This window comes from Caballeronia sp. ATUFL_M2_KS44 (genome assembly GCF_023630965.1).
In the GTDB taxonomy this organism is placed as follows: Bacteria; Pseudomonadota; Gammaproteobacteria; order Burkholderiales; family Burkholderiaceae; genus Caballeronia; species Caballeronia concitans.
In genome coordinates this window covers 666,690-680,611 of the sequence record NZ_JALQEA010000006.1, presented here as the reverse complement: position 1 = coordinate 680,611, position 13,922 = coordinate 666,690, and the positions used below count along the sequence as shown (strand labels likewise).

Sequence of the window (13,922 nt, the reverse complement as noted above, 5' to 3'; positions counted from 1 at the left end):
ACGACGGGCGCGTGCTTGCCGCCCGTTGCACTGCTTTTTGGCAGCGTCATGAGTGAATCTCATGTCCGTCGGCTGCATTGCGTTTTCTCGAGGAGCGTTATGACCTTGCATCGCCTTTCTCTCGTTGTCGCTTGTGTATGCGCGGCCGGCGCGCTTGTCGCGTGCGGATCGACCAGCGGTCCGGAACTGCGGGCGTCGAAGCCGGTGGTTTACGTGTCGTCGGCGCGCGCGGCGTCGGATATATCGACGTGTTTGCAGCGCATGTTGCCCTCGGCACAAGTGACGCGCGACCAGGGATCGACGGAGCTGATGGTGGGATCGAATGCGTGGCTCGTGACGCTCACGCCGTCCGGGTATGGATCGATCGTGAAGGTGCAGCAGTCCACGAGCGACGACGGCGGCGTGCCCGAGCCGCAACTGAGATTCGACGTGGCGCGATGTACCGTCTGATTGCAGCGACCGCGCCGCGATGGCGCGGGAATGCGAAGCGCTTGAAATGCCGAGCCCAAAACGAAAACCCCGCAAGTCTTGCGACTTGCGGGGTTTATATGTCTTGGCGGAAAGGGTGGGATTCGAACCCACGGTACGGGGAAACCGTACGCCTGATTTCGAGTCAGGTACATTCGACCACTCTGCCACCTTTCCGTCTACCAGCTTGCTTCTGCCGGCCTTCGCTAAACGGGTCGTTGCTCAACGAAGAATGAAAGTATATCGGAGACGCGAAACTTTTCAAGCACCTTTTTGCAAATAAACATCATGCCGTTGCGCGGACTTCAATGCGCTCCACGCCGCCCATATACGGGCGCAGCGCCGCCGGAATCGTCACCGATCCGTCCGCGTTCTGGAAGTTCTCCAGCACCGCGACGAGCGTGCGCCCGACCGCCAGCCCCGAGCCGTTGAGCGTATGCACGAACTCCGGCTTGCCTTGCGCGTTGCGAAAGCGCGCCTGCATGCGCCGCGCCTGGAACGCCTCTGTATTCGAGCAGCTCGAAATCTCGCGATACGTGTTCTGCGCCGGCAGCCACACTTCCAGATCGAAGGTCTTCGCCGCCGAGAAGCCCATGTCGCCGGTGCACAGCGTGATCACGCGATACGGCAGTTCGAGCTTCTGCAGGATGGCTTCCGCCTGGCCGACCATCTCGTCGAGCGCCGCGTACGAATGTTCAGGCGCGACGACCTGCACCATCTCGACCTTGTCGAACTGATGCTGACGGATCAGGCCGCGCGTGTCGCGTCCGTACGAGCCGGCCTCGGAACGGAAGCACGGCGAATGCGCCGTCAGCTTCACGGGCAGCGCGCTCGCTTCGAGGATGCTGTCGCGCACGGTATTCGTCAGCGAAATCTCCGACGTGGAGATGAGGTACTGCGTGACCGTGTTCTCGTCGCCGCCCTTTTCGACGCGGAACATGTCGTCGGCGAACTTCGGCAACTGGCCGGTGCCGTAGAGAATCTCCGGATTCACGATGTACGGCGTGTAAGCCTCGGTGTAGCCGTGCTGCTCCGTGTGCGTGTCGATCATGAGCTGCGCGAGCGCGCGATGCAGCCGCGCAATCTGCCCGCGCAAAAGCGTGAAGCGCGCGCCCGAGAGCTTCGCGCCGGTCTCGAAGTCGAGGCCGAGCGGCGCGCCGACATCGACGTGATCCTTCACTTCGAAGTCGAACGTGCGCGGTGCGCCCCAGCGCCGCACTTCGACGTTCTGCGTCTCGTCCCGGCCCACCGGCACGCTTTCATGCGGCAGGTTCGGCACGGTGAGCATCAGGTCCGACAGGCGCTTCTGGATGTCTTCCAGCTTCGCCGCCGATTCCTTCATGGTGTCGCCGATGCCGCCGACTTCCGCCATCACCGCCGACGTGTCCTCGCCGCGGCCTTTCATCGCGCCGATCTGCTTCGACAGGCTGTTGCGACGCGCCTGGAGTTCCTCGGTGCGCGTCTGGATCTCGCGACGCTCGGCTTCGAGCGCGGCGAAGGCGGCGACGTCGAGCGTGTAGCCTCGATCGGCGAGGCGCTTCGCGACGCCGTCCAGGTCTTTGCGGAGAAGTTGAATGTCGAGCATGGCGGGCTGCTTTTGTTAAGTATTCGAAAACGCCGATTCTAGCGCACCGGTCAGTCGGCACTGGCTGTTCGGACATACCGCCGAAGTCTGTCCGGCGGTCCTGCGCGGGACGCCATCGCGCTACCGCTTCTTGTCCTCGCGATGCTCGCGCCGCCACGCATCGTCCAGTTCCGCGAGCCGCGACAATTTCTCGCCGATCTTGCCTTCAAGCCCGCGCGGCGTCGGCTGATACCAGTGCGGGTCGCGCATGCCGTCGGGCAGATACGTTTCGCCGGCGGCGTAGGCGTCCGGTTCGTCGTGCGCGTAGCGGTACTCGTGGCCGTAGCCGAGTTCCTTCATCAGCTTCGTCGGCGCGTTGCGCAGATGCACCGGCACGCCGCGCGACTGATCCTTGCCGACGAACCGCCGCGCCTCGTTGTACGCGTTGTAGCCCGCGTTCGATTTCGGCGCGACCGCGAGATAGATGAGCGCCTGCGCGAGCGCGAGTTCGCCCTCCGGCGAGCCAAGCCGCTCGTACGTCTCGGCGGCGTCGAGCGCGATGCGCGCGCCGCGCGGGTCGGCCAGCCCGATGTCCTCCCACGCCATCCGCACGATGCGCCGCGCCAGATAACGCGCGTCCGCGCCGCCGTCGATCATGCGGCAGAACCAGTACAGCGCCGCGTCCGGATTGCTGCCGCGCACCGACTTGTGCAGCGCGCTGATCTGATCGTAGAACGCGTCGCCGCCCTTGTCGAAACGGCGCAGATTTTCCGCAAGCGCACTGCCGAGCAACGCGCCATCCACATCGGTTTTTTTCTGCTGCGCCGCCGCCCGCGCGACGATCTCCAGATTGTTCAGGAGCTTGCGCCCGTCGCCGTCCGCCGAGCCGATGAGCGCGTCGCGCGCCTCGTCCGTGAACGTGAGGCCGCCGAGTTCCACCGTCGCGCGTTCGAGCAATTCCTTCAATTCATCCGCGTCGAGGCTTTTCAGCACGTACACCGCCGCGCGCGAGAGCAACGCGCTGTTCACTTCGAACGACGGATTCTCGGTCGTCGCGCCGACGAACACGAACAGGCCGGATTCGACGTGCGGCAGGAAAGCGTCCTGCTGGCTCTTGTTGAAGCGATGCACTTCGTCGACGAACACGAGCGTCTGCCGCCCGTTCGCGCGATGAATCTGCGCGGTCTCGACGGCCTCGCGGATATCCTTCACGCCCGAGAGCACCGCCGACAGCGAGATGAACTCCGCGTGGAACGCGGCGGCCATGAGGCGCGCGAGCGTCGTCTTGCCGACGCCGGGCGGGCCCCAGAGAATCATCGAATGCGCCTCGCCCGATTCGAACGCGACGCGCAGCGGCTTGTTGGGCCCGAGCAGATGCTTCTGGCCGATCACATCGTCGATGGTGCGGGGGCGCAGGCGCTCCGCGAGCGGAACGTTGCCACGGTTTTCTTCGAACATGGTGCTGTGGACGCGAGTGAATGCGGGTTGGCGCGGTTGTCGCACGCGGCGATAATCTTGCGCTTTTCCTGGAGCGCGGTGCATCGGCCATTCGGCCAGGTTTCCGCGCGGCGTGGCGCGGCGCAAAATAGGTCAGGAATCGGGTGATTATGACAGCCGCGCGCCGAAGACGATCCGCGCCGGTCGGGAGCGCGGCGTCATTCATGACCGACACTATTTGGGGATCGAATCCGATGCAGCAAGAGAACACGTCCACTTACGCGCCGCTCGTCCCGGTACCCGCCGACCGGCGCGCCTTCGGCATCAGCGACGCCTTCGCGCTGTGGTTTTCGCTCGGCATCGGGCTTCTGGTGGCGCAGGCGGGCGCGCTGCTCGTGCCGGGACTGTCGCTGCCGCACGCGCTGGTGGCCATCGTCATCGGCACCGTGGTCGGCGTCGTGCTGCTCGCGCTCGCGGGCGTGATCGGCACGGACACCGGGCTCGCGGCCATGTCGTCGCTGCGGCCGACGCTCGGCGTGCGCGGCGCATCCGTGCCGGCGGTGCTGAACGCGGTGCAACTGGTCGGCTGGGGCTCGTTCGAAATCATCGTCATGCGCGATTCCGCCGACGCCCTCGCGAAGCAATCCTTCCATCTGTCGATGCCGCTCGTCTGGACGCTCGCGTTCGGCGCGCTCGCAACGCTGCTCGCCATCAGCGGTCCGCTGTCTTTCGTGCGGCGCTTTCTGCGCACGTGGGGCATCTGGCTGCTGCTGGGCGGCGCGGGCTGGCTCACGTGGAATCTGCTTTCGAAGCACGATCTCGCCGCGCTGATGGCGCGTCCCGGCACCGGCGAGATGGCGTTCGGCGCGGGCATCGACCTCGTCGTGGCAATGCCGCTTTCATGGCTGCCGCTCATCGCCGATTACACGCGCTTCGGGCGCAGCGCGGGCGGCACGTTCCGCGGCACGCTGCTCGGCTACGGCATCGCGAATTTGTGGTTCTATGCGCTCGGCGCGGTGTACGGACTCGCGGCGGGCGGCGGCGATGCGCTGCTCACGGTCGCGTTCGCGCAAGCGGGCGGCGGCATTGCGCTGCTGCTCATTCTGATCGATGAAATCGACAACGCTTTCGCCGACATCCACTCGGCGGCCGTGTCCACCGGCACGTTCTGGGCGCGCGCGAGCGTGCCGATGCTCTCCGCGGGCTACGGCGCGTTGTGTACGCTGGTCGCGCTCGTCGTCGCGATGGGCAAGTATCAGAACTTCCTGCTGCTGATCGGCTCGGTCTTCGCGCCGCTCTTCGGCGTGGTGCTGGCGGATCACTTCATCGTGAGAAAGCGCCGGATCGATACGGCCGCGCTCGGCCGCACCGATGGCCGCTACGGTTACTCGGGCGGCTGGCACGTCAGCGCGTTCATCGCGTGGGCGATCGGCATTGCGGCTTATCACGCGATCAATCAGTGGCTGCCCGACCTCGGCGCGACGCTGCCATCGCTCGCGCTCGGTGCCGTGTGTTACCTGCTGCTGGTTTCGACGCGGGGCGCGGAGTTGGCGTCGTAACGCCTCACACCCGCCGCTGCACGCCAGGCAGCACGCACAACAACTCGAACGCGATGTTCGCCGCGAGTAGCGCCGTCGTTCCGAACGGATCGTAGGGCGGCGCGACCTCAACCAGATCCGCGCCGACGATATTCAGTCCCCACGCGCCCCGCACGATCTCCAGCGCCTGCGGCACCGTCAGCCCGGCGATCTCGGGCGTGCCGGTGCCGGGCGCGAACGCCGGATCGATGCCGTCGATATCGAACGTGATATACACCGGTCCGTCGCCCATCTGCGCGCGGACTTCCTCCATCAACGGCGCGAGCGACTTGTTCCAGCACGCTTCCGTCTGCACGACGCGAAAGCCCTGCTCGCGGCACCAGTCGAAGTCGCCCGCTTCGTAGCCGGTTCCGCGCAGGCCGATCTGCACCACGCGCTCGCAGTCGAGCAAGCCCTCCTCCACCGCGCGGCGAAACGGCGTGCCGTGCGCGATCTTCTCGCCGAACATGGTGTCGTTGACGTCGGCGTGGGCATCGACGTGAATCAGCCCGACCTTGCCGTGCTTCGCGTGAATGGCGCGCAGGATCGGCAGCGCGATGGTGTGATCGCCGCCGAGCGTGATCGGCTTGCAGCCGTGTTTGAGAATTTCGCGATACGCGCGCTCGATCCGGTCGATGGAATCGAGCAGGTTGTACGGATTGATCGCCACGTCGCCGATATCCGCGACGCGCAGCGAATCGAACGGCGCGGCGCGCGTCGCCATGTTGTACGGGCGCAGCAGCACCGATTCGCTGCGCACCTGACGTGGCCCGAAGCGCGCGCCCGTGCGGTTCGACGTGCCGAGATCGAACGGCACGCCGACGAAACACGCGTCGAGTCCGGCGGCGGACGGAACATGCGGCAGGCGCATCATCGTCGTGATGCCGCCGCAACGCGGCATCTGGTTGCCCGACAACGGCTGCGGCCGCTCGGCGCGATGATCGTGGAAATGGGAATCGAAGTGTTCGGCGGGCGCAAAGAGCGAAGACGTATTCATGATGGCGAATGTTCGCGGGTGACTGAGATTCGCTAGAAATACCGCCTTTCGCGCCGAGTTAAAATGCAGCCGAAATCAACTTCACATCGATTCCAATCGATGTATCCCTGCAAACGGCGGCGCCCATGTTCACTCACCTTTCCGACCTGGATCTGCGGCTCATTCGCGTGTTCCTCGCCATCGTCGATGCAGGCGGCGTTTCGTCCGCGCAAGCGACGCTCAACGTCGGCCAGTCGACCATCAGCACGCAGCTCGCGACGCTCGAAACGCGGCTTGGCTATCGGCTTTGCGAGCGCGGGCGCGGCGGTTTCGCGCTGACGTCGCGCGGCGAACAGTTCGTCGATGCGTGCCGCGCGCTCCTCGCCGCCGTCGAAACGTTCGATTCGACCGCGCGCAACGTCGGCCGAAAGCTCGTCGGCACGCTGACGCTCGGGATGATCGGCAACACGCCGGTCAGCGCGAACGCGCGGATCAGCGAAGCCATCGCGCGCTTTCGGGAACGCGACGAATCCGTGCGCTTTTCGGTGCTCGTGCGCTCACCGGGCGAACTGGAAGAAATGCTGCTCGCCGGCCGCATTCACATGGCGATCGGCTATTTCTGGCATCGCGTGCCGTCGCTCGATTACACGGAGATCTTCGCGGAGGATCAGCTCGCGTATTGCGCGCGGACGCATCCGCTTTTCGACCGCGCGGGCCGCGTGACGCTCGCGGAAGCGGCCGAGCACGATTGGGCGTGGCGCAGTTATCCGCTGCCCGAGGCGGGCGCGCTCGCGCCGCGTTCGATCAGCGCGGTCGCGGACAACATGGAAGCGGTCGCGATGCTCGTCCTCTCCGGGCGACACCTCGGCTATCTGCCGGAGCACTTCGCGGCGTCCTATGTGAACGACGGCCTGCTCGCGCCGCTCAACGAATCGACGATGCGTTATCGCGTCGCGTTCCACATGGTCACGCGCGCCGATCGCAAAGGCGGCGGACGCGGCGTGCACAGCGCGAAGAACGACATCGTCGATGCCTTCATCGAGGACATGGCGCGGGCGCATCGCATCGAAATGACGAAGCGAATTTAGCGGCTCATAAGCAGTCGAAACAAATTAATCGATGACTTCTCAACGCGCATCGCATTTATTTTGAGATGCTCGTGCGATTTTCCTTGGCAATCGAATCGGACTCCTCTTATTATCGTCTTACGCTTCGACGAATCGGATCAGAACGATCCGCTTGAGCGAGAAACGAAACGACCAAGAAAGGGGAACGAGATGCGCAACACGACGATGCACGCCATCCGGCTCGGACGAATCGCCATTGCAGGCGCGGCCGCCTGCTTCGCCGTTTCCGCCGGCGCGGTGACCGTTCCGGGCGGCACGATCACCTTCCTGGGAGCGCTGGTCGCGCCGCCGTTCGGACTCTCGACGAACGCGCGAACGTCGGCGGACGGCCCCGGATTTTCCGCGCGAGGAGACCAAAGCGGAAACACGGCATCGGTGACGTTCACGCCCGAGCCGAACAGTGCGCCGAGCGCGGATGTTTCGCTGTCTATCGACAATCATCGCGCGACGCCCGCCGAGTTGAACGCGAGCTTCGCGGACGGCAAAGGCCGCCGCATCGCGCCGAACAGCGGCGGCGTCTTTCACGTGGGCGCATCGGGCGGCGTGCTGTCGATGCAGGGAACGGACGCGTCCGCGAAACTCGTGACGCTCGTCACGAACTATCACTAAAAGTAGACGCCACAAACGAAACGCGGCTCCGGGGAGCCGCGTTTTTTATTACCCGTTGATCACGTCCGCGCCTTTCGGCACGTTGAACTTGAAGGTATCGCCCTTAATCGGCGGGTTCTTCTGGATGTTCGAGAACGTCAGCAGCGTGACGTTGCCGAAGACGTCGTGCAACTCCATCGCCTGGAGATTGCCGTCCTTGAAGCCGATGCCCACGGTCTCGAATTGCGTGTCCTTCGCCTTCGGAGTGAGTTCGAGCCAGTCGATGCCGCCCTTCACGCCCGCATCGCGCAACGTGAAGTTCTTGTCGAGATCGTTGCTGCCGAAAAGAATCGCTGCCGGACTTGCGCCGAGCGCGCCGCCAAGGCTGCGCACCGTCACTTGATTCAGGTCTTTGTCATAGACGTACAGCTTGTCGCCGTCCGCCTGCAGGACCTGCGAATACGGCTTCTCGTAGGACCAGATGAACTTGCCCGGCCGCGCGAACATGAACGTGCCGCTGGAGTTCGCGCCCTTCGACGCCGTCGGCGTGGCCATCGCGCCGTTGTTCGCCTTGCTCGGCGCCTTGACTTCCTGCTGCGTGAAGTCGCCGCGCGCCGCGTGCACTTGCGACACGAAGAGCTTCAGTTGCTCGGTGCCGCTCGCGAATGCGTGCGTTGCGAAGAGCATCGAAGCCGACAGAATCGCCGCGCCGAAAATCTTCCCCGTTCGTTGCTTCATAGTCTCGTTCTCCATCCAGATAGTGCCGGCCAGCGCGCGACGTTATTCCGCTTCACGCGCCGGCGCGAGAATCTCGCGGTTGCCGTTCGACGACATCGCCGAAACGAGGCCCGAGTTCTCCATTTGCTCCAGCAGCCGCGCCGCCCGGTTATAGCCGATGCGCAAGTGCCGCTGCACGAGCGAAATCGACGCGCGCCGGTTCTTGATCACGACTTCGACCGCCTGGTCGTAGAGCGGATCCGCTTCGCCGTCGCTCGAACCCGCGCCCGCACCGGCCGCGCCTTCGTCGCCGTCGCCCGCGAGTCCGCCTTCCAGAATGCCTTCGATGTAATTCGGCTCGCCGTGCTCCTTCAGCTTGTCGACCACGCGATGCACTTCCTCGTCCGACACGAACGCGCCGTGCACGCGCACCGGCAAACCGCTGCCCGGCGGCAGATAAAGCATGTCGCCCATGCCGAGCAGCGACTCGGCGCCCTGCTGATCCAGAATCGTGCGCGAATCGATCTTCGACGACACCTGGAACGCCATGCGCGTCGGCACGTTCGCCTTGATGAGGCCGGTGATGACGTCGACCGAAGGCCGCTGCGTCGCGAGAATCAGGTGAATGCCCGCCGCCCGCGCCTTCTGCGCGATCCGCGCGATCAGTTCTTCGACCTTCTTGCCGACGACCATCATCAGATCGGCGAGCTCGTCGATCACCACCACGATGTTCGGCAGGCGCGTGAGCGGCTCGGGATCGTCGGGCGTGAGGCTGAACGGATTCGGAATCTTCTCGTCGCGCTTCTTCGCTTCGTCGATCTTCGTGTTGAAGCTCGCGAGGTTGCGCACGCCCATCTTGCTCATCAGCTTGTAGCGGCGCTCCATCTCGGCGACGGCCCAGTTGAGCGCGTGGCCGGCCTGCCGCATGTCCGTGACGACCGGACACAACAGATGCGGGATGCCTTCGTAGACGCTCATTTCGAGCATCTTCGGGTCGATCAGAATGAGCCGCACCTGATCCGCGCTCGCCTTGTAGAGCAGCGAAAGAATCATCGCGTTGATGCCGACCGACTTGCCCGAACCCGTCGTGCCCGCGACCAGCAAGTGCGGCATCTTGGCGAGATCGGCGCAAACCGGATTGCCGCCGATGTCCTTGCCGAGACCCATCGTGAGCGGCGACGCGCCGTTCGCGTACACCTCGGAGCCGAGAATCTCGGAGAGCTTGACGGTCTGCCGGCGCTGGTTCGGCAATTCGAGCGCCATGAAGTTCTTGCCCGGAATCGTCTCGACGACGCGAATCGACACGAGCGACAGCGACCGCGCGAGATCCTTCGCCAGCCCGACGATCTGGCTGCCCTTCACGCCCGTCGCCGGCTCGATTTCATAGCGCGTGACGACCGGCCCCGGATACGCCGCGACCACGCTCACCTCGACGCCGAAATCCTTCAGCTTCTTTTCGATGAGACGCGACGTGTATTCGAGCGTATCGGCGGCGATGGTTTCCTGCGTCTTCGGCGGCGGATCGAGCAGCGAGATGGGCGGCAAGGTGGAATCGCCCGGCAGGTCCGTGAACAGCGGCACCTGCTTTTCCTTCTCGACGCGTTCGGAGCGCGGCGGCGTCGCGACCGGCGGCACGATCACCACGGGCTCGTGATCTTCGTGCTTCACGCGCGAGCGCACGACCTTGCCTTCGCGCTTCGATGCCGCTTCCTCGCCGAGCTTGCGATCGCGCCCCGCTTCGCGCCGCAGCTGCGCGCCGGTGATCGCATTGAGAATGCCCTCGCCGACTTTCTCGCAGACGGAAAGCCACGAAAAGCGGAAATAGAGCGACAGCCCGATCGCGAGCGCGATCAGCAGAAAGAGCGTCGCGCCCGTGAAGCCGAGCGCGTGCGAAACATGCCGCGCGACGATATCGCCGACGACGCCGCCCGGCGCGCGCGGCAGCGGCACCTTGAGCGACCACATGCGCAGCGCCTCGATGCCGTCGCTTGCGAGCAGCACGAGCACGAACGCGAAAGCTTCGGCGAGCCAGGTGCGGTCGCGCGGGGCGTTTTCATCGCTGGCGGACGATTGCGCCGCCGGCTCGCTGATGCGCCGGTAATTCGCGACGATGCGCCGCCCGAGCAGCACGACGAGCCAGTACGACGACAGCCCGAACACGAGCAGCAGAATGTCCGACGCATACGCGCCGACGCGCCCTGCCCAGTTCGAAATGCGGTCGACGCTCACCGCGTGCGTCCAGCTCGGATCCTTGCGGCTATAGGAAATCAGCGCCATCACGAGGAAAAGTCCGAGCGCGACCTGGAGAATCCAGCGAATCTCGGTGAAGAGCCGCGACATGCGGTGCGGCAACGCCTGCGGGCTCGCGGAATAGGATGCTTTTGCCATTGATTCGGTGTCGCTTTTCGCAGCCCTTGGAGATTTCGCGCCGGTGGCGATCCGGGCTGCATGAACGGTGGCCTATTGTAAACGCTGCATTGCAGGGACAGGCGCAAAAACCGGCCGGCACTTGCATGCTGTAACACTCCTCACGTGCACCGGGCGCGCGTTTTTGGCGTCATTTCTGCGACTCTGCCCTATCAAAGCGATTGAAAGGTTCACTCGGAAGGGTTTTGCACGGCCCTTTATAATCGAGGACTTGCATCCAACTACGAGTCACCGGAAGCGACGCGCGCGGGAGTCGAACTTGCTGCGCGGATGCCACCGCTTCCGCTTCCGGTCAGACCATCAATAACGGACCATCGCCATGTCTTCATCCCAAAGCGCGCCCAAGCACGCCAAAGTGCTGATTCTCGGTTCCGGCCCCGCCGGCTACTCCGCCGCCGTCTATGCGGCGCGCGCGAACCTGTCGCCGCTGCTCGTCACCGGCCTCGCGCAAGGCGGCCAGCTGATGACCACCACCGACGTCGAAAACTGGCCGGGCGATCCCTCGGGCGTGCAAGGTCCGGAACTGATGCAGCGCATGGAAGAACACGCGCGCCGCTTCAACACCGAGATCGTGTTCGATCACATCCATACTGCCAAGCTGAATGAGCGGCCGTTCCGGCTGATCGGCGATTCGGGCGAGTACACGTGCGATTCGCTCATCATCGCGACGGGCGCATCGGCGCAATATCTCGGCGAGCCGTCCGAGCAGGCGTTCATGGGCAAGGGCGTGTCCGCGTGCGCCACGTGCGACGGCTTCTTCTATCGCAACGGCGAAGTCGCGGTCATCGGCGGCGGTAACACGGCGGTCGAAGAAGCGCTGTATCTGTCGGGCATCGCGAAGAAGGTGACGGTCATTCACCGCCGCGACAAGTTCCGCGCCGAGCCGATTCTGATCGACCGCCTGCTCGCGAAGGAGCAGGAAGGCGTCGTCGAGATCAAGTGGAACCACGTGCTCGACGAAGTGCTGGGCGACGATTCCGGCGTCACCGGCCTGCGCGTGAAGCACACGGGCACGGGCGAAACCACCGACGTCGCGCTGCAGGGCGTGTTCGTCGCGATCGGTCACAAGCCGAACACGGACCTGTTCGTGAACCAGGTCGAGATGAAGAACGGCTACATCATCACGAAGGGCGGCACGGCCGGCAACGCGACCGCGACGAGCATCCCCGGTGTGTTCGCGGCGGGCGACGTGCAGGATCACATCTACCGTCAGGCCATCACGAGCGCGGGCACCGGCTGCATGGCCGCGCTCGATGCGCAGCGTTATCTCGAAGCCATCGACGAAACGCCCACGCCGCACTCGATGAGCCACGAAAAGGACCGCTGAGCGGCAAGCGATACGGCGCGCCCGGCCATTAGAATGAGGGCCGGCGCGCGGTTTCGGCGTGTGGCGCTCGGGCGCGTCGTGGCGCGTAGGCGGAACGAAACGGGCCACGGCCCGTTTTTTTGTTTCTCTCCGTCGGTACGCGCATTTCACCTTCGCCCATTCGACAGCCGCCGCGCGCGTGGCAAAATCGGCGCGCCGCGCGTCGCTGACTGGCAGCCGACTCTTCTGGCCGAACGATGCCGAAAAATCATCCTCACCCGAACGAACCGAAGTCCCGCCGGCCACAAGCGCCGCGCCCGGCTGCGCCCGCCGGGAAGCCTGCCGATCCGCGCGACGTATCGGCGGCGGTCAGGCGCGACGGGCTCTCGGGTCTCGCGTCGCTCAAGACCGCGCTCAAGGCCGACGCCGACAAGCGGCAAGCCGAACGCGTCGCGGCGGCGCGGGCCGAGCGTGAAGCCGTCGCGGATGCCGACGAGTTTCGTCGCGCGATCGGCGAAATCGAGCCGCTCAAGACGCCGCCGCGCACGACCGTCGTGCGTGTGCCGCCTTCGCCGCTGCCGCTGCAAAGCCTGCGCGACGAAGAAGCGGTGCTGCAGGAAGCGCTTTCCGACGAATACGATCCCGAAAGCCTGCTCGACATCGACGAGACGCTGTCCTATATCCGGCCCGGCGTCAGTCAGGAAGTGGTGAAGAAGCTGCGGCGCGGCGCGTGGATCGTGCAGGCGCAGCTCGATCTGCACGGCATGCGGCGCGAGGAAGCGCGCGAGGCGCTCGCGGAATTCATCCGCGAATCGGTGAAGCGCGGGCTGCGCTGCCTGCGCGTGATTCATGGCAAGGGGCTCGGCTCCATCGGCAAGCATCCGGTGCTCAAGGGCAAGGTGCGCGCGTGGCTCGTGCAGAAGGCGGAAGTGATCGCGTTCTGTCAGGCGCGTCCGCACGACGGCGGCGCGGGCGCCGTGCTCGTGCTGCTGCAGCCGGGCGGCGCGCCGCGGCATCACAATCATCCACAAGACAAGACCCGCTGAACGACGGAACGCACGTGCATCCCAGACTCACCCTCGCCATTTCCATCATGGAGGCGTTCGCGATCTTCGCGTATGCGCTCTCCGGCCTCATCGAAGCGAGGAAGCGCCGGCTCGACGCGGTCGGCGCGTTTCTCGTCGCGCTCGCGACCGCGTTCGGCGGCGGCACCGTGCGCGACGTGCTCCTCTCGCGCCGCCCGTTCTACTGGGTGGAGCATCAGGGATACGTGCTCGCGATCTTCGCGATGTCGATCTTCGCGCCGCTCTTCCTTCGCCTCACGACGCGCCTCTTCGATCAGCGCGCGCTGCTCGTGACCGACGCCATCGGGCTCGGCCTGTTCAGCGTGTCGGGCACGTCCATCGCGCTCGACGCGCAAATGCCCATCTTCACCGCGACGATGATGGGCGTCACCACCGGCGTGTTCGGCGGCATCATCCGGGACGTGCTGTGCAACGAAGTCCCGCTCATCCTGCGCGATTCGCGGCCTTACGCGGTGTGCGCGTTCGCGGGCTGCTGGATGTACATCGGGCTGGAGCAGTTCGCCGTCGAGCCGATCTACAACGTGCTGATGTCGACGGCGTTTATCCTCGTCGCGCGGCTCATCACCTTCAAATTCGACATTCGCCTGCCGCGCTGAACCCGCGATGCAGACGGGAAAACGCCCTCGTTTGCTACAATCGCGGAGTCAATC

General features: G+C 65.0%; 12 protein-coding genes and 1 tRNA gene. 7 read left to right on the top strand and 6 right to left on the bottom strand.

From position 1 onward, the window contains the following. Nucleotides 1-99: 99 nt before the first annotated feature. The gene (locus NCR39_RS03165; RefSeq protein ID WP_250450652.1) at nt 100-450 is read left to right on the top strand and encodes a hypothetical protein; all 351 of its coding nucleotides are present in this window, start codon (nt 100-102) and stop codon (nt 448-450) included. A 104-nt stretch (nt 451-554) separates the two neighbouring features. Here NCR39_RS03165 and NCR39_RS03160 read toward each other — a convergent pair. The 3 genes from NCR39_RS03160 to NCR39_RS03150 all read right to left on the bottom strand — a co-directional run bounded on the left by NCR39_RS03160 (nt 555) and on the right by NCR39_RS03150 (nt 3,490). Next, nucleotides 555-645 (bottom strand) — tRNA-Ser (locus NCR39_RS03160). 109 nt (nt 646-754) lie between these two features. Beyond that, on the bottom strand, nt 755-2,053 hold the full coding sequence (serS, locus tag NCR39_RS03155; protein ID WP_250450651.1) for a serine--tRNA ligase: 1,299 nt from the start codon (nt 2,051-2,053) through the stop codon (nt 755-757). A gap of 120 nt (nt 2,054-2,173) precedes the next feature. Then, nucleotides 2,174-3,490, bottom strand: a complete 1,317-nt coding sequence (locus NCR39_RS03150) for a replication-associated recombination protein A (RefSeq protein WP_250450650.1) — start codon at nt 3,488-3,490, stop codon at nt 2,174-2,176. A 203-nt stretch (nt 3,491-3,693) separates the two neighbouring features. Between NCR39_RS03150 and cytX the strand changes: the two genes are divergently transcribed. Continuing rightward, nucleotides 3,694-5,028 (top strand): putative hydroxymethylpyrimidine transporter CytX, encoded by a 1,335-nt coding sequence (cytX, locus tag NCR39_RS03145; protein ID WP_250450649.1) that lies wholly within the window; start codon nt 3,694-3,696, stop codon nt 5,026-5,028. A gap of 4 nt (nt 5,029-5,032) precedes the next feature. Here the strand turns inward: cytX and speB are convergent, their stop codons facing one another. Continuing rightward, nucleotides 5,033-6,043, bottom strand: coding sequence for an agmatinase (gene speB, locus NCR39_RS03140; protein WP_250450648.1), 1,011 nt, complete (start codon nt 6,041-6,043; stop codon nt 5,033-5,035). Between the two features lie 125 nt (nt 6,044-6,168). Here speB and NCR39_RS03135 point away from each other — a divergent pair, with 125 nt between their 5' ends. Continuing rightward, nucleotides 6,169-7,110, top strand: coding sequence for a LysR family transcriptional regulator (locus NCR39_RS03135; RefSeq protein ID WP_250450646.1), 942 nt, complete (start codon nt 6,169-6,171; stop codon nt 7,108-7,110). A gap of 189 nt (nt 7,111-7,299) precedes the next feature. Continuing rightward, entirely contained in the window at nt 7,300-7,758 is a 459-nt protein-coding gene (locus tag NCR39_RS03130; protein WP_250450645.1) for a hypothetical protein, read from the top strand. A gap of 48 nt (nt 7,759-7,806) precedes the next feature. Here the strand turns inward: NCR39_RS03130 and lolA are convergent, their stop codons facing one another. Then, entirely contained in the window at nt 7,807-8,475 is a 669-nt protein-coding gene (gene lolA, locus NCR39_RS03125; protein ID WP_250450643.1) for an outer membrane lipoprotein chaperone LolA, read from the bottom strand. Between the two features lie 42 nt (nt 8,476-8,517). Beyond that, the gene (locus tag NCR39_RS03120; protein ID WP_250450642.1) at nt 8,518-10,842 is read right to left on the bottom strand and encodes a DNA translocase FtsK; all 2,325 of its coding nucleotides are present in this window, start codon (nt 10,840-10,842) and stop codon (nt 8,518-8,520) included. A 358-nt stretch (nt 10,843-11,200) separates the two neighbouring features. On the opposite strand from NCR39_RS03120, the gene trxB reads away from it, so the two are divergent. From trxB to NCR39_RS03105, 3 genes are all read left to right on the top strand, one after another. Next, the gene (gene trxB, locus NCR39_RS03115) at nt 11,201-12,208 is read left to right on the top strand and encodes a thioredoxin-disulfide reductase (RefSeq protein WP_250450641.1); all 1,008 of its coding nucleotides are present in this window, start codon (nt 11,201-11,203) and stop codon (nt 12,206-12,208) included. A gap of 236 nt (nt 12,209-12,444) precedes the next feature. Beyond that, nucleotides 12,445-13,233, top strand: coding sequence for a Smr/MutS family protein (locus tag NCR39_RS03110; protein ID WP_250450640.1), 789 nt, complete (start codon nt 12,445-12,447; stop codon nt 13,231-13,233). Nucleotides 13,234-13,247: 14 nt separating this feature from the next. Continuing rightward, nucleotides 13,248-13,868: a trimeric intracellular cation channel family protein gene (locus tag NCR39_RS03105; RefSeq protein ID WP_250450639.1), complete on the top strand. Its 621-nt coding sequence runs from the start codon at nt 13,248-13,250 to the stop codon at nt 13,866-13,868. Nucleotides 13,869-13,922 lie beyond the last annotated feature (54 nt).

Excerpts from the sequence above, each read along its gene's own strand:
- NCR39_RS03150 (WP_250450650.1), bottom strand. The coding sequence starts at position 3,490 with ATGTTCGAAGAAAACCGTGGCAACGTTCCGCTCGCGGAGCGCCTGCGC.
- NCR39_RS03135 (WP_250450646.1), top strand. The coding sequence starts at position 6,169 with ATGTTCACTCACCTTTCCGACCTGGATCTGCGGCTCATTCGCGTGTTC.
- NCR39_RS03110 (WP_250450640.1), top strand. The coding sequence starts at position 12,445 with ATGCCGAAAAATCATCCTCACCCGAACGAACCGAAGTCCCGCCGGCCA.
- speB (WP_250450648.1), bottom strand. The coding sequence starts at position 6,043 with ATGAATACGTCTTCGCTCTTTGCGCCCGCCGAACACTTCGATTCCCAT.
- lolA (WP_250450643.1), bottom strand. The coding sequence starts at position 8,475 with ATGAAGCAACGAACGGGGAAGATTTTCGGCGCGGCGATTCTGTCGGCT.
- serS (WP_250450651.1), bottom strand. The coding sequence starts at position 2,053 with ATGCTCGACATTCAACTTCTCCGCAAAGACCTGGACGGCGTCGCGAAG.
- NCR39_RS03120 (WP_250450642.1), bottom strand. The coding sequence starts at position 10,842 with ATGGCAAAAGCATCCTATTCCGCGAGCCCGCAGGCGTTGCCGCACCGC.
- cytX (WP_250450649.1), top strand. The coding sequence starts at position 3,694 with ATGACCGACACTATTTGGGGATCGAATCCGATGCAGCAAGAGAACACG.
- trxB (WP_250450641.1), top strand. The coding sequence starts at position 11,201 with ATGTCTTCATCCCAAAGCGCGCCCAAGCACGCCAAAGTGCTGATTCTC.
- NCR39_RS03130 (WP_250450645.1), top strand. The coding sequence starts at position 7,300 with ATGCGCAACACGACGATGCACGCCATCCGGCTCGGACGAATCGCCATT.
- NCR39_RS03165 (WP_250450652.1), top strand. The coding sequence starts at position 100 with ATGACCTTGCATCGCCTTTCTCTCGTTGTCGCTTGTGTATGCGCGGCC.